Raw genomic sequence first — 21,300 nt, 5'->3', positions numbered from 1 at the left:
CGCCCTTCCCTATCTGAGCTGGCGAGGGCCCGTGTCGGGCCGGGGGGTGGGGTCGGTGAGCTCACCGAGGGCGTGCAGGACCGAGACGCCGCCGGTGTGGACCAGGACCGGGTTGACGACCAGGCGGCGCAGCCGGGGCGTGTCGGCGGCGAGCTGCCCGAGGCGGACCAGCAGCGCGGCGATCGCGTCCGCGTCGGCGGCGGCCAGCAGCGGGGCCGCCTTCGGCGCGCGGACCAGGGCGGCAGCGTCGGTGTCGGTGAGCGGGGCGGCCCGCCAGGCGCGGTCGCCGACCAGCTCGGTCACCGGCCCGGCCAGGCCGAAGCCGACCACCGGGCCGAACGACGGGTCGTCGACCACCTCGATCACGCAGGCCACACCGGGCGCGACCATCGGCTGCACCAGCACCTCGACGTCCGCGCCGAACAGCTGCTCCAGGTCGGTGTAAGCGCGCCGGACCTCGCCGGGCCCGCCCACGTTGAGGCGCACCGCGCCCAGGTCGATCCGGTTCGGGCGGTCGGCGACCTTGAGCGCCACCGGGACGCCGTAGCCCGCCGCGGCGGCGGCGACCCGCTCCGCACCGCGTGCCCGGATGCTCGGCACCACGTCGACGCCGTACGACGCGAGCAGCGCTTCCAGCGTGGGCGCGGCCGGGTCGGCGGTCTCGGGTGGCGGCGGCAGGGTGCCTGCGGGCGTACGCAGCCAGGTCGCGCGGCGGGTCACGTGGGCCAGCGCCCGCACCGCCTCCTCGATGGAGCGGTAGGACGGCAGCCCGGCCGGCCCGCGCCCGGCGAGGAAGCTCGCCAGCACCGGCTTGTCGGCCTCCCGCACGACCTCGCCCAGCGCGTCCGAATACGGGCCGATCAGCGCCGTCTCCGTGCTCTGGTCGGCGGCGAGCGGGCCGGTGGGCAGCGGCGGCGCGACCACCACGACCACCGCGTCGGTGTCGTCGCTGTGCAGCGCGGCGTGCACGGCCGCGGCGAACTCCGCCGGACCCGCCGCGGGCCCGACCGCGCCGGACCGGCCCACCCGCAACCCCGCCGCGCGGATCTCCGCCGAGGCGAGCGCGGCCAGCGCGAACGCGTTGCTGACCACGCCGATCCGGTCCCCGGCGGGCAGCGGCTGGGCGGCCAGCAGCTGCGCCACGTCGAACAGCTCGCCGACCGTGCCCACCTCGATCACGCCGGAGTGCGCGCGCAGCGCCTGCATTGCGGCGTCGTCCAGGGTGGACCCGCCGTGACCGGTGTGCCCGGCCAGCATCACGATCGGCTTGTGCCGCCCGACGGAACGGGCGATCCGCGCGAACTTGCGCGGGTTGCCGAAGGACTCCAGGTACATCGCGATCACGTCGGTCTCCGGGTCGCCCGCCCAGAACTGGAGCAGGTCGTTGCCGGAGACGTCGGCGCGGCGGCCCGCGCTGACGAAGCTGGCCACGCCCAGCGCGCGGCGGTCGGCCTCAGCCAGCAGCAGCAGGCCCAGCGTGCCCGAGTGGCAGAACAGGCTGACCCGGCCCGGCAGCGGCAGCCGGGGCACCAGCGTGGCGTTGAGGCGGGCGGCGGTGTCGGCGATGCCGAGGCTGCCCGGCCCGAGCACCCGCATGCCCGCCGCCCGCACCGCCCGCAGCAGCCGCTGCCGCTGCGCCGGATCCAGCTCCGTCAGCACCAGCAGCCCGTGCACGCCTGCGGCGGCGGCGTCGGCCAGCACCTCGGGTAACGCCGCGGGCGGCGTGGCCACGACCGCGAGATCCACTGCACCACCTGGGTCGGCGCCCGCGTGGCCAGAGGCAGCCGACACCACGGGCCGGACCTGCGCCGGTCCCGCTGACGGCGCTGATGCCGCGCCGGCGGCTTCCTCCTCGGCAGCGTCCGACGTCAGCTCGGTCAGCGAGCGCAGCGGCCCGTTCGGGTGCACATGGTGGATCGGGCCGTCGAACCCCGCGCTACGCAGGTGGGCGAGCACCGCCGCGCCGACGCCCCGGCCCGAGGCGCTCGCGCCGTACACCGCGACCGACGCCGGGCGCAGCAGGCGGGCCACCGAGCGGGACTCGGTGCGGCGCTCGCGTTCGGCCTGCACCGCGCGCGACTTCTCGGTCGGCGCGACGGGGAAGGTCAGCGTCACCACGCCGTCGGCGTACCGGCGGTTCACCTCGTATCCGGCGTCGGTGAACACGCGCAGCATGGCGCCGTTCTCGGGGAGCACCTCGGCGACGAAACGGGTGATGCCCGCGTCCGCCGCCGCTGCGGCCAGGTGTTCCAGCAGCACCGAGCCGACGCCGCGCCCCTGGTAGGCGTCCTCGACCACGAACGCCACCTCGGCCTCGTGCGCGCCCTCGCCCAGCCGCTCGTAGCGCCCCACCGCGACCAGCCGCTCCCCCGCGGCGACCACGAAGGCCTCCCGGTCCACGTGGTCGACGTTGACGAAGCGGTGCAGGTCGCGGGCGGGAATGCGCGGGTACGGCGAGAAGTAGCGCAGGTAGCGGGTGCGCTCGCTGAAGCGCGAGTGCATCGCCACGACCGCCTCGGCGTCCTGCGGGGTGATCTGCCGCAGGTGCACCGTGGCGCCGTCGGCCAGCAGCACGTCCGCCCCGGGCACGGTTCAGTCCCGGGGGTCGTGCGGGTCGAGCCCGTGCAGCGGGAACACCGCCTTGCGGGCCGCCATGACAGCGCGATCCAGCGCGTGCTCCCCGCCCGGCTGCCACGGCGTGAACCTGACGTCCCCGCCGTCGGTCAGGCTGACCGGGATGTCCCGGCCGGGCAGGCGCTTGGCGGCGTACTCGCGCCACGACGCGGGCAGCGGCGTCGACGGGTCCAGCGGCTCGCCGGTGACCATCGCGAGCAGGTGGGTCCAGGTCCGCGGCACCACCTCGACCAGGGCGTACCCGCCGCCGCCGGTGGCCACCAGGCGGCCTTCGCACAGCTCGTCGGCCAGGTCGCGCACGGCGAGCTGCGCCGCCCGCTGCCCGTCCACGGTCAGCCGCAGGTTGGCCAGCGGGTCGAGCCGGTGCGAGTCGGCCCCGGCCTGCAGCACGATCAGCTGCGGCCGGAACGCCCGCACCACCGCCGGGACCACCGCGTGGAAGGCGCGCAGCCAGCCGGCGTCGCCAGTGCCGGGCGGCAGCGGCACGTTCACCGCGCTGCCCTCGGCGCCGGGGCCGCCCGTCTCCTCGGCGAAGCCGGTGCCGGGGAACAGCGTCATCGGGCCCTCGTGCAGGCTCACCGTGAGCACGCGCGGGTCGTCGTAGAAGATCTCCTGCACCCCGTCGCCGTGGTGCACGTCGATGTCGATGTACGCGATGCGCTCCGCGCCCTGGGCGAGCAGGTCGGCGATGGCCACCGCCGGGTCGTCGTACACGCAGAACCCGGCCGCGCGGGCGGGCATGGCGTGGTGCAGGCCGCCCGCGACGTTCACCGCGCGCCGTGCCCGGCCGGACCACACCGCCCGCGCGGCGGCCAGGCTCGCGCCGCAGATCAGCGCGGACGCCTCGTGCATGTGGTCGAAGACCGGGTTGTCGGGGGTGTTGAGGCCGTACCCCCGGAAGAAGGGGTCGTCGGGGGCGGCGCGTACCGCGTCCAGATAGTCCTGCCGGTGCACGCGCAGCAGCTCGGCGTCGGTCGCGGGCTCCGGCGCGACCAGCTCGACCGCGGGCCGGTCCAGCACGCCCAGGTCGCGGGCCAGCCGCATGGTCAGCTCGACGCGGATCGGGTCCAGCGGGTGGTCGCCCAGGTCGTAGCCGAGCATCCGGTCGCTCCAGACCACCGTGGCGGTCATGCGCGGCCCACCGGCCGGGCCGGGTCGGTGATCCAGTGGCTCCAGGACCCGACGTAGAGCTGAGCGTCGGTGCGGCCCGCGGCGTGCAGCGCCAGCACGGTGTGCGCGGCGGTCACCCCCGAGCCGCAGTATGCCCCGACCGGCTCGCCGGCCAGGTCCGCGAAGACCTCCGGCAGGTCGGCCCGCAGCGTGCCGTCCGCGTTGACCAGCTCGCCGTAGGGCAGGTTGCGGGCGCCGGGGATGTGCCCGGCCACCGGGTCGACCGGCTCGGTCTCGCCCCGGAAGCGGGGCGCGACCCGCGCGTCCAGCAGCGCGCCGTGCTCGGCGAGCGCGGCGGCCCCGGCGGCGTCGAGCACCGGCATCGCGCCGGGCCGCACCGTGACGTCGCCCCGTTCGGCGCTGACCGGCGCCGTGGTGATCGCGCCGTCCGCGGCGGCCCAGGCGGCGAAACCGCCGTCCAGCACGCGTACGTCCGCGTGACCGGCCCAGCGCAGCGTCCACCAGGCGCGGGCCGCGGCCATGCCGTCGCCGGCGTCGTACACGACCACCGGCCGCCCCTCGCGCACACCGGCGGCGCGCAGCGCGCCCTCCAGCGCCTCCGGGTGCGGCAGCGGGTGGCGCCCGCCCGCCCCCGGCGGCCCGCACAGATCCCGGTCGAGGTCGACGAAGACGGCCCCGGGCAGGTGACCAGCCTCGTAGTCGTCCCGGCCGGGCGGTCCGGACAGCCGCCACCGCACGTCCAGCACGGTCGTCGGCTGCCCCGAGCGGAGCCGGTCCCCCAGCTCCGCAACGGAGATCAGTGGTGTACGCACAACCGCAAGTCAACACCATGCGCGACAGCGTGTCCGCGCGCACTGTCCCACCCGGCTGCCAGACTCGGCGGTGGCGACGGGGCGGAGGCGCTCTCGACTGCCGAAGCGGCTGGTGCGACACTGCTGAAACCCGCCCAGAAGGTGGCGTGGGGCGGCTATGCGGGCTGTTCCGCCGATCCGGACGGACATGCCTGGGAGGTGGCATACCACCCGTCCCGGCCGCTCCACGAGCACGGCCTGCCCGAACCGCCATGAGCGGACCGGCGCAGCATGATCAAGCGATCTGCACCGACGGGTGTCGCTGCGGTGACACGCAATAGAATCGCAGCCAGCGACTTGGAGAGGACCCGTTCATGTCCGACCTCATTGACACCACTGAGATGTACCTTCGCACCATCCTCGAGCTCGAGGAGGAGGGTGTGCCCCCGCTGCGCGCCCGCATCGCCGAGCGCCTGCACCAGAGCGGCCCCACCGTCAGCCAGACCGTGGCCCGCATGGAGCGCGACGGCCTGCTGACCGTCGTGGAGACCGACCGTCATCTGCAGCTGTCCGAGGCCGGCCGGGCGCACGCGGTCGCCGTCATGCGCAAGCACCGCCTCGCCGAGCTGCTGCTGGTCAACGTCATCGGGATGCCGTACGAGGAGGCCCACGAGGAGGCCTGCCGCTGGGAGCACGTGATGAGCGACGCCGTGGAGAAGCGGGTCTACGACCTGCTCAACCGGCCCACCCGCTCGCCGTACGGCAACCCGATCCCGGGCCTGGACGCGCTGGACACCAAGCCGCGGGACACCGACGGCATGGGCGACGCCGAGCGCAACCTGGCCTTCCCCGGCCTGACCGGCCAGGTCGTGGTCCGGCGGATCTGCGAGAGCGTGCAGACCGACTCCGAGGTGCTGCGCCAGCTGCACGCGGCCGGGGTGGACCCGGGCGCGACGGTGACGGTGGCCCAGGAGCGCGACGGGGTCTCCATCGACCACGGCGGCGAGCCCATCCGCCTGCCGCGCGAGGTCGCCTCGCGCGTGTTCGTCTCCAGCCGATGAGGGGTTAGACGCCGGCGCGGTCGATCTCCTTGGCGAGCTCGACGGCCTCGGGCGCGAGGGCGCCGGCGTCGCCGCCGACCGGCAGCGTCACCTTCAGCACCAGCAGCCGGGCGTTGCCCGCCAGCCAGCCGACCTCCACGTACGGCCCGCGGCCCTTCGCCGCGGGCCGTGTCTGCTGGTAGGCGACCCGGCCCAGGCCGGTGACCGCCTTGGCCCCGTCGGGCAGCATCGCGTCTTTGAACACGGCCACGTCGGCCTTGCTCGGCGTCACCGAAATGCTCAGCTCGGGCAGGTCGGCGTCGGTCGGGCGGGCCACGCAGGTGTTGGTCTTCTGGTGCACCGCCGCGCCGGAGATGCTCAGCTTCGCGCCGAGGTGCTGCTCGATGCGCGGGAAGTCCAGCAGCAGGCAGGCCCCGCTGAGCACGGGCGGGCTGGGCGTGGTCACCGGAGGCGGCGGCTGCTCGTGCGCGGCCGCGCCGGGTCCGGCGCAGCCCGCGAGCAGCGTTCCCCCCGCCATCAGCGCCAGCAGCCTCGTCCGCACCGGACCAACCTAGCCGCTGTGCCCGTACGCCGAAAGTCCAGCCGAGCCCCGGGCGGCTGCCTAGCCTGGTGCCATGACCGGAAAAGTGGTGCATTTCGAGCTGCCCGCCGACGACGTCGAGCGCGCCCGCACGTTCTACACCGACACCTTCGGATGGCAGCTCGACGACATGCCCGAGCTGGACTACATCTGGGTGCGCACGGTGGCGACCGACGACCGCGGCGCCCCCGCCGAGCCCGGCGCGATCAACGGCGGCATGACCGCCCGCCAGGACCCGGTGACCGGGCCGGTCATCACGATCGAGGTCGAGGACATCGACACCGCCCTGGCCAAGGTCGTCGCCTGCGGCGGCCGGGTGGTCCAGGAACGCGCGGCCGTGGGCACGATGGGGTTCACCGCGTACATCGCCGACACCGAGGGCAACACGATCGGGCTGTGGCAGAACGCGTAGCGGGGGTGCGGCGCGTGCGCCACACCCCCGCTCACCTGCAGAGCGTCAGCTCTTCTGCTCGATCTGGCCGCGGACCTCGATCAGCTCGGCCTTGACCTCGCCGACGGTCTTGAAGTACCAGACCACCATGCCGAGGCTGCCGCTGTCGGCCCAGGCGCAGATGGCCATCGGCACACCCTCGGCCGTGGCGCTGCCGCACTTGGCGGTGCCGCCCAGCGGGCCCGCCGGGACCTCGGCGATGCCGGTCGCGGTCAGGCCGGAGGTGGCCATGCCCTTGAACGCGTCGTCGAGCTCCTTCTCCGGGTCGCCCATCCGCGCGGACGCGGCGAAGATCATCACCAGGTCCTTCTTGGCGGCGTCGCCGTAGAAGCCCGCCACCGCGTTGGACGCGGCCGGGACGGCGGCCTGGAAGCCGCTCTTCATCGTCTCCGCCAGCGTCTTCAGCTCGGCGTCGGTCACCGGCTTGCGCCCGGCGAGCGTGGCCGGCGCCACCACGGTGATCTTCGCGGCGGGCGGGTTCGCCTGCGCGGACGCCGAGGCGATGATGCCGTTGAGGTCGTCCTCGAGCTGCGCCGCCGTGTCCTGCGCCTTGTCGTAGACGACGTACGCCGCGATGCCGCCGCCACCGCAGCAGACGATCAGGACGCCGACGATGATCGCGATCCACATGCCCGTGCGGGACTTCTTCGGCGCCGGCGCCGGCGCGTACTGGGGCTGAGCGGGATACGGCGGCGGGTAGTCAGGCGCGGGGGGTGGATAGGACATGAGCAGAACTCCCGGGGTCGGAGGGGAAAGCCGCATCGTAGCGGTAGCCCGCGACAGCACGGTGTCGCCGAGACGTCAGCCCGGACCCCGAACCACCGCGCGATGACGGCGACCCTGGTGCCGTCGCGCCGCCTGGGCCGCCCGGCGTTGATCGGCGTTTCGTGTCAAGATCTGCGGCCTGACCCAAGGTTCTGACACGAGACACCGATCATCGCCGCAGCCGCAACGGGGAGGTGCAGCCGCAGCGGGAGCCGCGGCCACAGCGGGAGCAGGCGCAGCCACCGGCCACCGGCCACCGGCCACCGGCCACCGGCGGGTGCTAGCCGGTGCGGGCCAGGCCCGCGACTGCGGCCAGCATCAGTGCCGAGCCCGCCGCAGCGGTCACGGTCAGGTGCTCGCCGAGCAGCCCCACCGCGATCAGCACCCCGGCCACCGGCTCCAGCAGCGTCACCACCGCCGTCACCGTGGCCGGCACCGCCGCCACCCCCGCGAAGAACAGCCGGTACGCCAGCGCCGTCGGCACCGCCCCCAGGTACAGCAGCCACGCCGCCGTCCCGGCCATACCGTCGGCCGCCGGCAGCAGCCCCTCGGCGGCCGCCAGGGGCAGCACGCACAGCGCCGCCACCGCGAACGAACCCACCGTCGCCCCGGACAGGTCGCCGCCGGCCCGCCGCGAGTAGATCGTCACCACGGCGTACCCGGCCGCCGACAGCAGCCCGCACGCCACTCCCAGCAGAGGTGCCGCCCCACGCTGCCACCGCCGCCGACCAGCAGCACCAGCCCCGCCAGCCCCAGCGCCACCGCGCAGATCCGCCCCGCGGTCAGCGCCTCGCCGAGCAGCCACCGCGCCGCCAGCGCGATGACCACGGGACACGCGCCGAGCGTGACCACCGTGCCCACGGCCAGCCCCGCGAACGCGATCGAGCCGTAGTACGCCGTCTGGTACACCGCCAGCCCCGCGCCCAGCACCAGCGCGTCCCGCCAGCGGGCGCCAAGCCGCTCGCCGAGCGCCAGGTGCAGCCCGGCCAGCAGCACGATGCCGAACACCAGCCGCCAGAACGACACCGCCACCGGCCCGAGGCCGCTGGTGCGGTAGAGGACCGCCGCGACCGCGCCGCCGGTGCCCCAGGCGGTCGCCGCGACCGCCACGTAGCACATGCCGCGCCCGTACGACGCGGACCTGCCCGCGCGCACCGGCGCGAGCCCCTCGATGGACTCCATCTCTCCGTCTCCACTTGTCGATGGCCTGCGATTCCGCGTACGCGGACGGGCCACCGGACGCGCGGCCGAGCCGTCACGTCAGTGGTGCTGCGCCGTCCGCCTCAGGCGACCGGCGGGGAGATGATGGAGCGAGCCATGGCGGCGATGCTAGCCAGGGAATGCGCGCCCCTGCCAGCCGGTTGACCACACCGTGGGAATCCTGGAGGAGTACGAGCGCGGAAAGCTGTTCTTCGAGTACGGCGACTACATCACGGCTGCCAAGATCCTGGAGCCGGTGGTGGCGGAATCCCCCGACGACGTCGCGCCCCGGCTGATGCTGGCGCGCGCCTACTACCACTCGGCCCAGCTGCGTAAGTCCGAGCGGGAGCTGCGGCTGATCCTCGACCACGACCCCGCCGAGCACTACGCGCATCTGATGCTGGGCCGCTGCCTGCAGCGCCAGAGCCGCCACGACGAGGCGCAGCCGCACCTGCGCATCGCCCAGGCGATGGGCATCTGACCGCTACACGTGTACGACGACCACCCGCTGGTCCTTGGGCCGCTCCGGCTCCTCGACCAGCCGGGTGAGGTCGTCGGGATCGCTGGTCAGCAGCACCACCGGCCGAGGCAGCGCCAGCGCGGTCGCGGCCACGACGGCGTCGATGGCGCAGCGGTGTCCGGAAAGGCCGGCCGCGCCTAGCAGTTCCCCCGCACGGCGCCCCAGTTCGGGCGTCACAGGCAACGCGGTGATACGGGACAGCACCCTGTGCACAGCGGTGTCGCGCGGGCCACCCCGCAGCACCTCCGTCAGCGTGATCGCGCTGACCACGACCTGAGCACGGCGGTTGAGCGCGGTTTCCAGGAAGGCGCGCACCCGCTCGTCACCGGCGGCGAGCTTGCTGAGGCCCTCACTGTCCAGCAGCAGCGCGCCGCCGGTGGACGTCACGCGTCGGGCCACACCGCACCCGCCTCCGCCAGCGCCTGCTCCGACACCGCACCGTGCTCGGCTTCCAGCAGTGCCGCCAGCTCAGCCAGTAGGTCCAGCTCCAGTTGCTTGGCCACCGCCTCGGTGACGTAGCGGCTGAACTCGCCCCGGCCCACCCGACGCTGCACCGCGTCGGTGAGATCCTCCGGCATCGAGACACTGACCTTGCGGGAGCGGCCGAGCATGCGGACGTTGTCCGGGAGCCCGAGCACCTGGCCGAGCCGCTCGCGCAGCTCCGGCGAGGCCTCCTCGAGCTGGCGATACAGCGTGAGCACCCGCAGGAACTCAGCGGTCGGTGCGCCCTCCGCTGTCGAGGGCGGAACGGGTTCTGCGGTCATGCCCCGATGCTACCGCCGGTAGCATCGGGGAGCTCAATCGTGGTCGTAGAACTCGACCGTGATGCCCGTACGCCGGACCCGCACCGTCGCATGGTCGCCGAACGCCTCCAGCAGCACGTCGTCGAAGGCCCCACTGCCGACGGCGTCCGCCAGCGCCCGCGCCCGCCCGTAACGCTCCGGGTCGTCGCCCTCATAGGGGTGCTCGGTGTACGGGTACTGCCCGCGGTCCAGCCACGGGCCGCCCAGGGTCGGATGCGGTTCGTCATACTCCCCGACGCCCAGGTCCTCGACACCGGCGTCCGCATCGTCGGCGGTGGTGCGCACCCAGAAGCCCCACGCGTCGAACACGCACGCCTCTCCGTCGTTGAAGTACGGCGTGTACTGCTTCCAGCCGAACTCGACCACCGCATCGTCGTCGACCAACGCGCGGACCAGCGGCTGTAGCTCAGAGAGCGGCCGTTGCGGCACCCGGTCGCCCGGGGTGATCCGTCCTTCCACGGGGATGCCCAGGAAGCTGGTGTGGCTCATGCTTCGTCCTTTCCCAACAGCACCGACAGCGGCACCTCCTTGCGCTGTGCGCCGGACATCCACGGCTTGATCGGCATCCCGGCGATGTAGTCGGCGGGCGAGGGCAGCCAGCCCAGGTCCTCCAGGATGTGCCGCTCGGCGATCAGCCGCACCGGGATGCGCTTGCGCCCCACCTGCAGCGTGTCGCCGAAGATGCGCTGGCACAGGTAGACGCCCGCGGTGTGGTGGTACATCGAGCGGTGCCGCACGTCGCCGATGATCTGCTTCGAGGAGTCGATGAACTCCTCGATCGCGAGGTAGTCCTCCGGCTCGCCGCCCCACTTCCGGGCGGCGGACTGCGCGTGGTGCCACGAGTTCATGCGCGGCACACTAGGCACGGCCCCCGACAGTTTGATCACGGGAGAGACATGACCGAGCTCAACGCGGTGCGACGGCTGGATCTCGGCTACTTCATCCGCCCGGCGGAGGAGGCGGGCACCCCGCACCCCCGGGTCGAGGCGGTGCTCGCGTACCTCGTGGACACCGCGGACGGGCTGCTGCTCTTCGACACCGGGCTCGGGCGCGGCGACGACGAGACCGAGGCCCACTACCGCCCACACCGGCGCCCGCTCCCCGAGGCCCTGGCCGACGCGGGGGTACGCCTCGACGACATCGCCCTGGTCGTCAACTGCCACCTGCACTTCGACCACATCGGCGGCAACCCGCTGCTGCCCGGCCGCCCGATCTTCACCCAGTCCGTCGAGCTGGCCACGGCCCGCGCCGGCGACTACACCTTCGACCACCTCGTCGACTTCCCCGGCGCCGACCTGCGCGAACTCGACGGCACAGCCGAGATCGCCCCCGGCATCCGGATCGTGCCGACGCCCGGCCACACCGCCGGTCACCAGAGCCTGATCGTGTCCCATGCCGACGGCGACGTGACCGTGCTCGCCGGGCAGGCCTACGACCTCGCCACGGACTTCAGCTGCGCCGTGCTCGCCCGCCGGGCCGCCGCCGACGGGGCCGCCGCCCCGCTCCCGCCATACCACCCCTGGCTGGACACCCTCGCGGAGCTGCACCCCCGCCGCGTCCTCTTCGCCCACGACGCGGCCGTCTGGCACCCCGACGCCTGACCGCCGCCCGCAGTTTCGGGGAAAGTGCCGCTAAGACGGCCCGCTTTCCCGCAGTTTCCCCGAAACTGCAGCCGCCGGGGCGACCACGCCCACAAGGGGGTACGCGAAAGGGGGCCGGACCGGAAGGTCCGACCCCCTGACGGGATGCGGGTCAGCTGCAGCCGCTGGTGGAGCCGCAGCCTTCGCAGACGTAGCAGCTGCCGGCGGGGCGCATCTTGGTGCCGCAGGTGTAGCAGAGCGGCGCGTCCGAGACGCGGCCCGTGATCGACTCCAGCACCTCGGTGGAGGAGCCGATCCGCGCGGCGGGCACCGGCGCGGCCGGCGCGTCGGCGGTCACCGTGGCGGGCGTCGGCGGGACGTACTCGACGCCCTCCTCCTCGGCCCGCAGCCGCGCGGCACGCTCGGCGGCCGTGAAGACGCCCAGCTCGGCCCGCTGCTCGTACGGCAGGAAGTCCAGCGCGAGCCGCCGGAAGATGTAGTCCATCACCGAGTTCGACAGGCGGATGTCCGGGTCGTCGGTCATACCGGCCGGCTCGAACTTCATGTTCATGAACTTCTCGACGTACGTCTGCAGCGGCACGCCGTACTGCAGCGCGACCGAGACCGCGATCGAGAACGCGTCCATGACCCCGGCCAGGGTCGAGCCCTGCTTGCCGAGCTTGAGGAAGACCTCGCCGAGGCCGTCGTCCGGGTAGGACGAGGCGGTCAGGTAGCCCTCGGCCTCGCCGACCGTGAACGACACCGTCTGCGACGGCCGCTTCTTCGGCAGCCGCTTGCGGACCGGCCGGTACTCGATGACCTTCTCCACGACCGGGGCGGACACCGGGGCGACCGCGGCGGCGGGGGCGGCCGGGGCCTCCTTCTTGGCGACCGACAGCGGCTGGCCGACCTTGCAGTTGTCGCGGTAGATCGCCAGGGCCTTGAGGCCGAGACGCCAGCCGTCGAAGTACATCTGCTCGACCTCTTCGACCGTCGCCGTCTCCGGCATGTTGACGGTCTTGCTGATCGCGCCGGAGATGAACGGCTGCACCGCGGCCATCATCAGCACGTGGCCCATGGGGGCGATGGCGCGCTCACCCATGGCGCAGTCGAACACCGGGTAGTGCTCCGGCTTGAGGCCGGGGGCGTCGACGACGTGGCCGTGCTCGCCGATGAACTCGGTGATCGCCTCGACCTGCTCCTCCTGGTAGCCCAGGTTGCGCAGGGCGCGCGGCACGGTCTGGTTGACGATCTGCATCGAGCCGCCGCCGACCAGCTTCTTGAACTTGACCAGCGCCAGGTCCGGCTCCACGCCGGTGGTGTCGCAGTCCATCATGAAGCCGATGGTGCCGGTGGGCGCGAGCACGCTGGCCTGCGAGTTGCGCCAGCCCTGCTTCTCACCGAGGGCGTTGCCGGCCTTCCACTGCTTCTGCGCCTCCTTGGCGACCAGCGTGGCGACCGGGCCCTGCGGCTTGAGCGCGTCGGCTGCCTCGGCGTGCTTGCGCATGACCCGCTGGTGCGGGGTGGCGTTGCGGGCGTAGCCGTCGTACGCGCCGACGACGCCGGCCAGCTCGGCCGAGCGGCGGTAGGCGGCGCCGGTCATCAGCGCGGTGATCGCGGCGGACAGCTGGCGGCCCGCCTCGGAGTCGTACGGCAGGCCCGACGCCATCAGCAGCGCGCCGAGGTTGGCGTAGCCGATGCCGAGCTGGCGGTAGGCGCGGGTGTTCTCGGTGATCTTCTGGGTCGGGAAGTCCGCGAACGAGATGGAGATGTCCATCGCGGTGATCACGAACTCGACCGACTTGACGAAGCGGGCCACGTCGAACGAGCCGTCCTCGCCGAGGAACTTCATCAGGTTCAGCGAGGCCAGGTTGCACGAGGTGTCGTCCAGGTGCAGGTACTCCGAGCAGGGGTTGCTCGCGGTGATGCGGCCGGTCTCGGAGCAGGTGTGCCAGTCGTTGATGGTGTCGTCGTACTGGATGCCCGGGTCGGCGCACTCCCACGCGGCCTGCGCCAGCTTGCGGAACAGGTCCTTGGCGTCGACGGTGTCGATGACCCGGCCGTCGAGGCGGCCCAGCAGCTCGAACGGCTTGCCGTTCTCGACGGCGTCCATGAACTGGTCGGACACGCGCACCGAGTTGTTGGCGTTCTGGTACTGCACGCTGACGATGTCGCGGCCGCCCAGGTCCATGTCGAAGCCGGCGTCGCGCAGCGCGCGGATCTTGTCCTCCTCGCGCGCCTTGGTCGCGATGAACTCCTCGATGTCCGGGTGGTCCACGTCGAGGATGACCATCTTCGCCGCGCGCCGGGTGGCGCCGCCGGACTTGATGGTGCCGGCCGAGGCGTCGGCGCCGCGCATGAAGCTGACCGGGCCGGAGGCGGTGCCGCCGGAGGACAGCAGCTCGCGGCTGGCCCGGATACGGGACAGGTTCACGCCGGAGCCGGAGCCGCCCTTGAAGATCAGCCCCTCCTCCTTGTACCAGTCCATGATGGAGTCGACCGAGTCGTCCACGGACAGGATGAAACAGGCGCTGACCTGCTGCGGGCTGGGCGTGCCCACGTTGAACCAGACCGGGGAGTTGAAGCTGAACACCTGGTGCACCAGCATCCAGGTCAGCTCGTGCTCGAACACGTCGGCGTCGGCGGGGGTGGCGAAGTAGCCGTACTTCTCACCGGCGGCCCGGTAGGTCTTCACGACCCGGTCCACCAGCTGCTTGAGGCTCCACTCGCGCTCGGGGTGCCGACCGCGCCCCGGAAGTACTTCGTCGTCACGATGTTGGTCGCGTTGACGCTCCAGAACTCGGGGAACTCGACCCCGCGCTGCTCGAAGTTGATCGAGCCGTCGCGCCAGTTCGTCATGACGACGTCCCGGCGCTCCCAGGTGATCTCGTCGTACGGGTGGACGCCGTCCTTCGTCCACACCCGCTCGATCTTCAGACCTCCGGCGTTCGCCCGCGTGCGCTTCGCGCTCGCCGTGGCGTTCTCCCCCATCGTCAGCCCCCTCAAGGTTCTCTAACTTCTCAACAACTCAAAAACACGTTCTGATGGCGGGGCTCAGCCCGCGTGCTGACCGGCCGTGGCGGGCTCGTCCGCCGCCTCTTGCCCAGCGGCGGCCGTTTCAACCGTCCCGGCGGGATTCTTTTTGGCCGCCGCGCGCAGCGTCTCGATCTCGCGGATGAAGTCGTCGGCGGACTGGAAGTCCTGGTACACCGAGGCGAAGCGCAGGTAGGCAACCTCGTCCAGGTCGCGCAGCGGCCCCAGGATGGCCAGCCCGACCTCCTGGCTGGGCACCTCCGCCGCCCCCCGCGCGCGGACCGCCTCCTCGACCCGCTGGGCCAGCAGCGCGATGGAGTCGTCGTCCACCGGCCGCCCCTGGCAGGCCTTGCGCACCCCGTTCATGATCTTCGACCGGCTGAACGGCTCGGTCACCCCGCTACGCTTGACCACGGCCAGCACCGATTCCTCGACCGTGGTGAACCGCTTGCCGCATTCGGGGCAGTGCCGGCGCCGGCGGATGATCTGGCCGTCCTCGGCCTCGCGGGAGTCCACCACACGGGAGTCCGGGTGCCGGCAGTACGGGCATCGCATCGCTGTCACCTCCCACGTCGTCGTCGCTCCCGGGCGGTTGCCGCCCCGCACTCCGGGCACGGCACCGCCGGCGTCCGCCGCGTCGCGGCCGCCCGGGGGTGGGTGCGGGTACGGGGCATCGGCCATACCGCCAGTTGGGGCTCTCACCCCAATCTATGGGCGGTCGGCTCGAAGCCACCACAAGATGTGGTGTTGAAACTATGCCCCAGACGCCTCTGAGGCAAGTTGAAACGCGCTTGCTTGTGGCGTGTCGCCGACAACAACACGGACCGTCACCCACACGTGAAACATCCGTGACACCATCGACAGAGTCGTACAGATGTTTGAAACTGACTTCAGGTCGCATTAGTGTGTCCGGTAAGAGTCGCCGCCACTGTCACTATCCACCGGAGGTCCGACATGTCCCCCACAGAGCGAGCGTCCCGGCCCGGTCGGCCGCCGGCCGCGCCCGCCGGCGCGGGGCCTCTGCGCGCGGTCGCCGCGACCAGCGCCTCCCCTGCGGACCTGCAGACCGCCGACCTCAGCAGCCGGCAGAAGCGCATCCTCGCCGTCATCCGCGACTGGGTGGAGCAGCACGGCTACCCGCCCACCGTGCGCGAGATCGGCGAGGCCGTCGGCCTGGTCTCCCCGTCCTCGGTCGCCTACCAGCTCAAGGAGCTGGAGCGGAAGGGCTTCCTGCGCCGCGACCCGTCGCGCCCGCGCGCGGTGGACGTGCGCACCGCCGCCGACCCCGACGAGGAGGCGGCGCTCGCCGCCCGGCCCACCCCGGTCTACGTGCCGCTGCTGGGCCGCATCGCGGCCGGTGGCCCGATCCTCGCCGAGGAGTCGATCGAGGAGGTGCTGCCGCTGCCGCGCGAGCTGGTCGGCCAGGGCACGCTCTTCTCGCTCCAGGTCAAAGGCGACTCGATGATCGAGGCCGCGATCTGCGACGGCGACTGGGTGGTGGTCCGCCAGCAGCCCACCGCGGAGAACGGCGACATCGTGGCCGCGATGATCGACGGCGAGGCCACCGTCAAGGTCTACCGCCTGCGCGACGGGCACGTGCAGCTGATGCCGCGCAACCCGGCCTACGACCCGATCCCCGGCGACGCGGCGGTCATCCTCGGCAAGGTCGTCTTCGTGATGCGCCGGGTCTGACGCACGACACGAGAAAGCGGCCCGCCCTCTTCCGGGGACGGGCCGCTTCTTTCAAATCAGCGCTGGTACGGGTCGTAGCCCGGCTGGTTCTGGTAACCACCGTCGTAGTACGCCGGCTCGGCCTGGTACTGCTGGTAGCCGCCGCCGTACTGGCCGCCCTGCTGCCCGTAACCCTGCTGGCCGCCGTAGCCGGGGTCGTACCCGCCGCCGGCCTGCGGATAACCCTGCTGCTGGCCGTAGCCCGGGTCGTAACCGCCGTGCTGCTGCCCGTAGCCCTGGTCGTAGCCGCCCGCCTGCGGGTAGCCCTGCGGCTGGCCGTAGCCGCCCTGCTGGCCGTAACCCGGGTCGTAGCCGCCCGGGTCGGCGTAGTAGCCGGACTGGTAGCCGCCGCCCACGCCGGCACCCACGGGGGCGAGCAGCGTGGTCGCGGAGTTGTCCGCGGGCACCAGGTCGTCGTCCTCGTCGCCGCCCTTGCGGCCGCGGCGCTTGCGCGACTTCAGCACGCCGAACACGCCGAGCACGACCAGCAGCACGCCGAACACGCCGACCCCGGCCAGTGCGATGTAGAGCTGGTCGATGGTGCTGAACAGCGACAGGTACCACGCCTTCTCGGACTTCTTCGGACCCTCGACCGGCGCGGCCTCGGTGTGCTCCTTCACCGACGGGGTGTAGCTGAGCAGGACCGGGCTCTGCGGGTCGCCGTTCGGGGTGTCGGTCTGCTGGGTCTCCGAGACGGTCAGGAGCTTCTCGCCGTCGGCCGAGTAGGTGATCGCCTCACCCATCGGCTCGTCGGGCAGGTAGGTGACCCGGGGCTTCTCCTTGGTCAGCGTCCCGGCGACGTCGCCGTCCTTGAGCTCCCACTCGTACGCGTCGGCGTAGGTGCGCAGCACGACCTTGGTGCGGTCCGCGTTCGTCGCCGCGCCGGTCACCTGGCGACGGCCCAGGCTGGTGAACGGGTTCGAGGTGTCGGTGCGCGGCAGGGTGAAGGAGCCCAGCTCCTTCATCGGCACCGGGGTCGAGTTGTTCGCCTCGATCGGCCAGGTGGTGGGGGAGAACAGCCGCGTCTTGCCCTCGGCGGCGGCGAAGTCCCAGTCCTTGGTGACGACGATCGGGAAGCCGTCCTTGCCGAACAGCAGCGCCTCGGAGTCGTACTTCTTCTGCGGGTAGCTCATCCGGAACGGGCCGGTCACCTTGCCACCGGAGAACTTCCACAGCGCGATGCTGGACCGCTTGTGCTCGACCGTGAAGCTCTCGGTGATCTGCGAGTCGCCGGTGTCGGCGATCCAGATGGTCTTGCCGTCCGGGTCCAGCGCGATGTCCTCGGGGTCGCGCGCGCCGTTGTCCTTGTACCCGTAGCTGGTCTGGCCGATGGTGCAGGTGGCGGCATCGATCCGGAAGATCCGCTCACGGGCGAGGTCGTCACTGCCGTCGTTGATGACATAGACGTACTTGCCGACGGCGAGCATGCCGGAGAGTTCGGTGAGGCGGTTGTCCTTGATCGTGCACACCTTCGTGCCCGGAACGGCCTTGGCCTTCTCCTGTGCCCCGCCGGAGGGAGCCGGGCTGGGCGCTGCGCCCACGGGGGCGCTGACCAGCCCGACTCCGAGGCCGACCGTGGCGACGGCCGCGCCTGCCTTCACCAGGAATCCCGTTAACCGCATCCGGACAGTTTGCCACGACCGGGCACGGTCTTGTGTAACCCGATCAATAAGTCACGATGCGTCGGCTACCCAGTCACTTTCCGTAATCGTAAATGTTCCCAGCTCAGCGGCCAGTTCGCGGTCGACACGCGCACGGAGCTGCGTTCCGGCGGCGGTGTGTCCCGACGCCAGCACCTCACCCCTTCGGTGGACCTTGGCGACCAGGTCGCCCCGGTCGTACGGCACGCACGCGAGCACCTCGACCGCCGGGACCGGCAGCTTGTCCTCGATGACCTCGCGCAGCTCCTCGATGCCCTGCCCGGTGTGGGCCGACACGAAGACGGCGTCCGGCCACTCGCGCTTGAGCCGCAGCAGGGTCTCCTGCGGCGCCGCGTCGGCCTTGTTGACCACGAGCAGCTCGGGCAGCCGGTCGGCGCCGACCTCGGCCAGCACCTCGCGCACCGCGCGCACCTGCTCCTCGGGGTCCGGGTGGGCCCCGTCGACCACGTGCACCACCAGGTCCGCGTCGGCGACCTCCTCCAGCGTGGAGCGGAACGCCTCCACCAGCTGGTGCGGCAGGTGCCGCACGAAGCCCACCGTGTCGGACAGGGTGTACACCCGGCCGTCGCGCGCCGCGGTCCGGCGGGTCGCCGTGTCCAGGGTCGCGAACAGCGCGTCCTCGACCAGCACGCCGGCTCCGGTGAGCCGGTTGAGCAGGCTGGACTTGCCCGCGTTGGTGTAGCCGGCGATCGCCACGGACGGCACCGTGTTGGCACGCCGCGCCGAGCGCTTGGTGTCGCGGATGACCCGCATACCGTTGATCTCGCGCTTGAGCTTGGCGATCCGGGTGCGGATGCGCCTGCGGTCGGTCTCCAGCTTCGTCTCACCGGGACCGCGCAGACCCACGCCGCCGCCCGCGCCGCCACCGCGACCGGAACCACCGGTCTGCCGCGACAGCGCCTCACCCCAACCACGCAGGCGGGGCACCAGGTACTGCAGCTGAGCCAGCTCGACCTGGGCCTTGCCCTCCTTGCTCTTGGCGTGCTGGGCGAAGATGTCCAGGATCAGGGCGGTCCGGTCGACCACCTTGACCTTGATCCGCTCCTCCAGGTTGCGCAGCTGGCTCGGGGACAGCTCGCCGTCGCAGATCACGGTGTCCGCGCCGGTCGACTCCACCGCGGCGCGCAGCTCGTCGACCTTGCCGCGGCCGATGAACGTGGCCGCGTCCGGCTGACTGCGCCGCTGAATCAGGCCCTCCAGCACCTGCGAGCCCGCGGTCTCCGCGAGCGCGGCCAGCTCCGTGAGGGAGTTCTCCGCGTCCACGACGGTGCCGGAGGTCCAGACGCCCACCAGCACCACCCGCTCCAGCCGCAGCTGCCGGTACTCGACCTCGGTGACGTCGGTGAGCTCGGTCGAGAGCCCGGCCACGCGGCGCAGCGAATTGCGCTCCGCGAGTTCGAGGTCACCGGTGGTCTCGTCGGCCACCAGGGTGTCCGGGAAAGTAGGCAAATCTGCTCCTCCGTCTTACTCGAAGATCTGACGGCTTCAAGGTTGGCACGGATGTAACACCAGCGCACCTGCATTGCTTCCGCGTCCCGGTACACCGGACGCGACCGCCGGGGTTACCCGGCGGTTCAGCAGGCGATTGAGCCCTAGTGCCCACGTGGTGGGAAAATGAAACTCGACTGATCTCACGAAAGGCGACATCGTGCCCACTACCCGCCTGCCCAGCGCCGGATACTCCATCACCGTACGTGTGGCGGTCATCGCCGACTCCTCGGCGATCGGCCGGCTCACCATGGCCGTCGGTGAGGCGGGCGCCATCGTCACCGCCGTCGACGTGGTCGACTCCGACCACCTGCGCGTGGTCGCCGACGTCACCTGCGACACCGCCGACAGCGCGCACGCCGACCAGGTCGTCAAGGCGCTGGAGGCGATGGACGGCGTCGAGGTCCGCAAGGTCTCCGACCGCACCTTCCTGCTCCACCTCGGCGGCAAGATCGAGGTCACCTCCAAGGTCAACCTGAAGACGCGTGACGAGCTGTCCCGGGCGTACACCCCCGGGGTGGCCCGGGTCTGCCAGGCCATCGCCGACAACCCCGACGACGCCCGCCGCCTGACCATCAAGCGCAACACCGTCGCGGTCGTCACCGACGGCTCGGCCGTGCTCGGCCTGGGCAACCTCGGCCCCGCCGCCGCGCTGCCGGTCATGGAGGGCAAGGCGGCCCTGTTCAAGCGCTTCGGCGGCGTCGACGCCTGGCCCGTCTGCCTCGACACGCAGGACACCGAGGAGATCATCAACATCGTCAAGGCGATCGCCCCGGTGTACGGCGGCATCAACCTGGAGGACATCGCCGCCCCGCGCTGCTTCGAGATCGAGGCCCGGCTGCGCGAGCTGCTGGACATCCCCGTCTTCCACGACGACCAGCACGGCACCGCCATCTGCGTGCTCGCCGCGCTGACCAACGCGCTGCGCGTGGTCGGCAAGAAGCTCAGCGAGGTCAAGGTAGTCGTCTCCGGCGCCGGCGCCGCCGGTACCGCGATCATGAAGCTGCTGCTGCGCCAGGGCGTCGGCGACGTCATCGCGTACGACCGCCGCGGCGCCCTGCACCGCGACATGGCCAATCTCGGCCCGAACTGGCAGTGGCTGGTCGAGCACACCAACCGGGACAACTACTCCGGCGACCTGCCCGGCGCGATCGTCGGCGCCGACGTCTTCATCGGCGTCAGCGCCCCCAACCTGCTCACCGGCGACGACATCGCCCGCATGGCCCCCAACGCCATCGTGTTCGCCCTCGCCAACCCCGACCCCGAGGTCGACCCCCGCGAGGCCCGCAAGCACGCCGCCGTCGTCGCCACCGGCCGCTCCGACCAGCCCAACCAGATCAACAACGTGCTCGCCTTCCCCGGCGTCTTCCGCGGCATGCTCGACGCCCAGGCCCGCGAGTTCACCGAGGAGATGGCCCTGGCCGCCGCCATGGCCATCGCCGACGTCGTCGGCGAGGAGAAACTCAACCCAAGCGTCATCGTCCCCAGCGTCTTCGACGCCCGCGTCGCCCCCGCCGTAGCCGCCGCCGTCCGCGCCGTAGCCCAGCAATCCGCCACGGCCCCCACCCTCGACTCCGACCCCACCCCCACCCCGGAGTCCTGACCCGCGACCCACCCGCCCCAAGATCACGCAACTTGCCAGGCAAACGGCCGAATCCGGGCCCAAGATTCGCCCGCCTGCCAGGCAAGTCCAACGATCTTGGCCGCGGACCCCGCCGCCAGCGGCCCGCGCCGGGCGATGATCGCCAGTTCGTGTCAGAAGGTGAGGTCTGGCCTCACATTGCGACACGAACTCGCGATCATCACCCGGTCGCCCGACTCCCCAGCCGGCCAGCCCGCCGCGATGATCGCCAGTTCGTGTCAAAACCTAT

Annotated in this window: 22 protein-coding genes; 6 read left to right on the top strand and 16 right to left on the bottom strand. The window is 72.1% G+C overall.

Annotation, left to right across the window (positions count from 1 at the left end):
* Window positions 1-9: 9 nt before the first annotated feature.
* The 3 genes from CS0771_RS12585 to CS0771_RS12575 are packed head-to-tail and all read right to left on the bottom strand — an operon-like array spanning window position 10 to window position 4,577.
* A complete protein-coding gene (locus tag CS0771_RS12585; RefSeq protein WP_244870752.1) occupies window positions 10-2,589 on the bottom strand; it encodes a GNAT family N-acetyltransferase in 2,580 nt (859 codons plus the stop codon).
* Between the two features lie 3 nt (window positions 2,590-2,592).
* On the bottom strand, window positions 2,593-3,765 hold the full coding sequence (locus CS0771_RS12580; RefSeq protein ID WP_212841134.1) for an acetoin utilization protein AcuC: 1,173 nt from the start codon (window positions 3,763-3,765) through the stop codon (window positions 2,593-2,595).
* Window positions 3,762-4,577, bottom strand: coding sequence for a sulfurtransferase (locus tag CS0771_RS12575; RefSeq protein ID WP_212841133.1), 816 nt, complete (start codon window positions 4,575-4,577; stop codon window positions 3,762-3,764). Before CS0771_RS12575 ends, CS0771_RS12580 begins: the two co-directional genes overlap by 4 nt.
* Before the next feature lie 353 nt (window positions 4,578-4,930).
* On the opposite strand from CS0771_RS12575, the gene CS0771_RS12570 reads away from it, so the two are divergent.
* Window positions 4,931-5,617 (top strand): metal-dependent transcriptional regulator, encoded by a 687-nt coding sequence (locus CS0771_RS12570; protein ID WP_212841132.1) that lies wholly within the window; start codon window positions 4,931-4,933, stop codon window positions 5,615-5,617.
* A 4-nt stretch (window positions 5,618-5,621) separates the two neighbouring features.
* On the opposite strand, the gene CS0771_RS12565 is transcribed toward CS0771_RS12570, so the two are convergent.
* Window positions 5,622-6,158, bottom strand: a complete 537-nt coding sequence (locus CS0771_RS12565; protein ID WP_212841131.1) for a hypothetical protein — start codon at window positions 6,156-6,158, stop codon at window positions 5,622-5,624.
* Window positions 6,159-6,231: 73 nt separating this feature from the next.
* Between CS0771_RS12565 and CS0771_RS12560 the strand changes: the two genes are divergently transcribed.
* Entirely contained in the window at window positions 6,232-6,609 is a 378-nt protein-coding gene (locus CS0771_RS12560; protein WP_212841130.1) for a VOC family protein, read from the top strand.
* Between the two features lie 45 nt (window positions 6,610-6,654).
* On the opposite strand, the gene CS0771_RS12555 is transcribed toward CS0771_RS12560, so the two are convergent.
* The 3 genes from CS0771_RS12555 to CS0771_RS12545 all read right to left on the bottom strand — a co-directional run bounded on the left by CS0771_RS12555 (window position 6,655) and on the right by CS0771_RS12545 (window position 8,595).
* Window positions 6,655-7,374 carry a hypothetical protein gene (locus CS0771_RS12555; protein WP_212841129.1) on the bottom strand — a complete coding sequence of 240 codons (720 nt, stop codon included), beginning with the start codon at window positions 7,372-7,374 and terminating at the stop codon, window positions 6,655-6,657.
* A 319-nt stretch (window positions 7,375-7,693) separates the two neighbouring features.
* The gene (locus tag CS0771_RS12550) at window positions 7,694-8,062 is read right to left on the bottom strand and encodes an EamA family transporter (protein ID WP_244870751.1); all 369 of its coding nucleotides are present in this window, start codon (window positions 8,060-8,062) and stop codon (window positions 7,694-7,696) included.
* A complete protein-coding gene (locus CS0771_RS12545) occupies window positions 8,059-8,595 on the bottom strand; it encodes an EamA family transporter (RefSeq protein ID WP_212841127.1) in 537 nt (178 codons plus the stop codon). The genes CS0771_RS12550 and CS0771_RS12545 overlap by 4 nt, the downstream gene beginning before the upstream one ends.
* A 190-nt stretch (window positions 8,596-8,785) precedes the next feature.
* On the opposite strand from CS0771_RS12545, the gene CS0771_RS12540 reads away from it, so the two are divergent.
* A complete protein-coding gene (locus CS0771_RS12540) occupies window positions 8,786-9,094 on the top strand; it encodes a M48 family metallopeptidase (protein ID WP_212841126.1) in 309 nt (102 codons plus the stop codon).
* Between the two features lie 3 nt (window positions 9,095-9,097).
* Here CS0771_RS12540 and CS0771_RS12535 read toward each other — a convergent pair whose 3' ends face one another.
* The 4 genes from CS0771_RS12535 to CS0771_RS12520 are packed head-to-tail and all read right to left on the bottom strand — an operon-like array spanning window position 9,098 to window position 10,784.
* Window positions 9,098-9,532: a type II toxin-antitoxin system VapC family toxin gene (locus CS0771_RS12535; protein ID WP_212841125.1), complete on the bottom strand. Its 435-nt coding sequence runs from the start codon at window positions 9,530-9,532 to the stop codon at window positions 9,098-9,100.
* Complete coding sequence (locus tag CS0771_RS12530; RefSeq protein ID WP_212841124.1) at window positions 9,517-9,897, bottom strand: hypothetical protein; 381 nt, start codon at window positions 9,895-9,897, stop codon at window positions 9,517-9,519. Before CS0771_RS12530 ends, CS0771_RS12535 begins: the two co-directional genes overlap by 16 nt.
* A gap of 33 nt (window positions 9,898-9,930) precedes the next feature.
* Window positions 9,931-10,425, bottom strand: a complete 495-nt coding sequence (locus CS0771_RS12525) for a hypothetical protein (protein WP_212841123.1) — start codon at window positions 10,423-10,425, stop codon at window positions 9,931-9,933.
* Window positions 10,422-10,784 carry a hypothetical protein gene (locus tag CS0771_RS12520; RefSeq protein WP_203742280.1) on the bottom strand — a complete coding sequence of 121 codons (363 nt, stop codon included), beginning with the start codon at window positions 10,782-10,784 and terminating at the stop codon, window positions 10,422-10,424. Before CS0771_RS12520 ends, CS0771_RS12525 begins: the two co-directional genes overlap by 4 nt.
* A gap of 48 nt (window positions 10,785-10,832) precedes the next feature.
* On the opposite strand from CS0771_RS12520, the gene CS0771_RS12515 reads away from it, so the two are divergent.
* On the top strand, window positions 10,833-11,537 hold the full coding sequence (locus CS0771_RS12515) for an MBL fold metallo-hydrolase (RefSeq protein WP_212841122.1): 705 nt from the start codon (window positions 10,833-10,835) through the stop codon (window positions 11,535-11,537).
* A 151-nt stretch (window positions 11,538-11,688) separates the two neighbouring features.
* Here CS0771_RS12515 and CS0771_RS12510 read toward each other — a convergent pair whose 3' ends face one another.
* The 3 genes from CS0771_RS12510 to nrdR all read right to left on the bottom strand — a co-directional run bounded on the left by CS0771_RS12510 (window position 11,689) and on the right by nrdR (window position 15,104).
* Entirely contained in the window at window positions 11,689-14,313 is a 2,625-nt protein-coding gene (locus tag CS0771_RS12510) for a vitamin B12-dependent ribonucleotide reductase (protein ID WP_371821576.1), read from the bottom strand.
* Entirely contained in the window at window positions 14,208-14,507 is a 300-nt protein-coding gene (locus CS0771_RS39630) for a hypothetical protein (protein WP_371821610.1), read from the bottom strand. The genes CS0771_RS12510 and CS0771_RS39630 overlap by 106 nt, the downstream gene beginning before the upstream one ends.
* 63 nt (window positions 14,508-14,570) lie before the next feature.
* Window positions 14,571-15,104 carry a transcriptional regulator NrdR gene (gene nrdR, locus CS0771_RS12505; RefSeq protein WP_212841121.1) on the bottom strand — a complete coding sequence of 178 codons (534 nt, stop codon included), beginning with the start codon at window positions 15,102-15,104 and terminating at the stop codon, window positions 14,571-14,573.
* A 399-nt stretch (window positions 15,105-15,503) separates the two neighbouring features.
* On the opposite strand from nrdR, the gene lexA reads away from it, so the two are divergent.
* Window positions 15,504-16,241, top strand: coding sequence for a transcriptional repressor LexA (gene lexA, locus CS0771_RS12500; RefSeq protein ID WP_203742266.1), 738 nt, complete (start codon window positions 15,504-15,506; stop codon window positions 16,239-16,241).
* Window positions 16,242-16,297: 56 nt separating this feature from the next.
* On the opposite strand, the gene CS0771_RS12495 is transcribed toward lexA, so the two are convergent.
* Both CS0771_RS12495 and hflX read right to left on the bottom strand, forming a co-directional pair.
* The gene (locus tag CS0771_RS12495; RefSeq protein WP_212841120.1) at window positions 16,298-17,902 is read right to left on the bottom strand and encodes a YncE family protein; all 1,605 of its coding nucleotides are present in this window, start codon (window positions 17,900-17,902) and stop codon (window positions 16,298-16,300) included.
* Window positions 17,903-17,953: 51 nt separating this feature from the next.
* Window positions 17,954-19,390, bottom strand: coding sequence for a GTPase HflX (hflX, locus tag CS0771_RS12490; RefSeq protein ID WP_212841119.1), 1,437 nt, complete (start codon window positions 19,388-19,390; stop codon window positions 17,954-17,956).
* A gap of 199 nt (window positions 19,391-19,589) precedes the next feature.
* Between hflX and CS0771_RS12485 the strand changes: the two genes are divergently transcribed.
* Complete coding sequence (locus CS0771_RS12485; RefSeq protein ID WP_212841118.1) at window positions 19,590-21,032, top strand: NAD-dependent malic enzyme; 1,443 nt, start codon at window positions 19,590-19,592, stop codon at window positions 21,030-21,032.
* Window positions 21,033-21,300: the final 268 nt, after the last annotated feature.

Source organism: Catellatospora sp. IY07-71 (assembly GCF_018326265.1).
In the GTDB taxonomy this organism is placed as follows: Bacteria; Actinomycetota; Actinomycetes; order Mycobacteriales; family Micromonosporaceae; genus Catellatospora.
Note: the sequence above shows the minus strand (reverse complement) of the source record. Positions and strands in the feature narration are given on the sequence as shown.

What these genes read in the sequence shown, in the direction of transcription:
- CS0771_RS12495 (WP_212841120.1), bottom strand. Translation starts at nt 17,902, where the DNA reads ATGCGGTTAACGGGATTCCTGGTGAAGGCAGGCGCGGCCGTCGCCACG.
- lexA (WP_203742266.1), top strand. Translation starts at nt 15,504, where the DNA reads ATGTCCCCCACAGAGCGAGCGTCCCGGCCCGGTCGGCCGCCGGCCGCG.
- CS0771_RS12525 (WP_212841123.1), bottom strand. Translation starts at nt 10,425, where the DNA reads ATGAGCCACACCAGCTTCCTGGGCATCCCCGTGGAAGGACGGATCACC.
- CS0771_RS12530 (WP_212841124.1), bottom strand. Translation starts at nt 9,897, where the DNA reads ATGACCGCAGAACCCGTTCCGCCCTCGACAGCGGAGGGCGCACCGACC.
- CS0771_RS12580 (WP_212841134.1), bottom strand. Translation starts at nt 3,765, where the DNA reads ATGACCGCCACGGTGGTCTGGAGCGACCGGATGCTCGGCTACGACCTG.
- CS0771_RS39630 (WP_371821610.1), bottom strand. Translation starts at nt 14,507, where the DNA reads ATGGGGGAGAACGCCACGGCGAGCGCGAAGCGCACGCGGGCGAACGCC.
- nrdR (WP_212841121.1), bottom strand. Translation starts at nt 15,104, where the DNA reads ATGCGATGCCCGTACTGCCGGCACCCGGACTCCCGTGTGGTGGACTCC.
- CS0771_RS12560 (WP_212841130.1), top strand. Translation starts at nt 6,232, where the DNA reads ATGACCGGAAAAGTGGTGCATTTCGAGCTGCCCGCCGACGACGTCGAG.
- CS0771_RS12545 (WP_212841127.1), bottom strand. Translation starts at nt 8,595, where the DNA reads ATGGAGTCCATCGAGGGGCTCGCGCCGGTGCGCGCGGGCAGGTCCGCG.
- CS0771_RS12570 (WP_212841132.1), top strand. Translation starts at nt 4,931, where the DNA reads ATGTCCGACCTCATTGACACCACTGAGATGTACCTTCGCACCATCCTC.
- CS0771_RS12515 (WP_212841122.1), top strand. Translation starts at nt 10,833, where the DNA reads ATGACCGAGCTCAACGCGGTGCGACGGCTGGATCTCGGCTACTTCATC.
- CS0771_RS12555 (WP_212841129.1), bottom strand. Translation starts at nt 7,374, where the DNA reads ATGTCCTATCCACCCCCCGCGCCTGACTACCCGCCGCCGTATCCCGCT.
- CS0771_RS12520 (WP_203742280.1), bottom strand. Translation starts at nt 10,784, where the DNA reads ATGAACTCGTGGCACCACGCGCAGTCCGCCGCCCGGAAGTGGGGCGGC.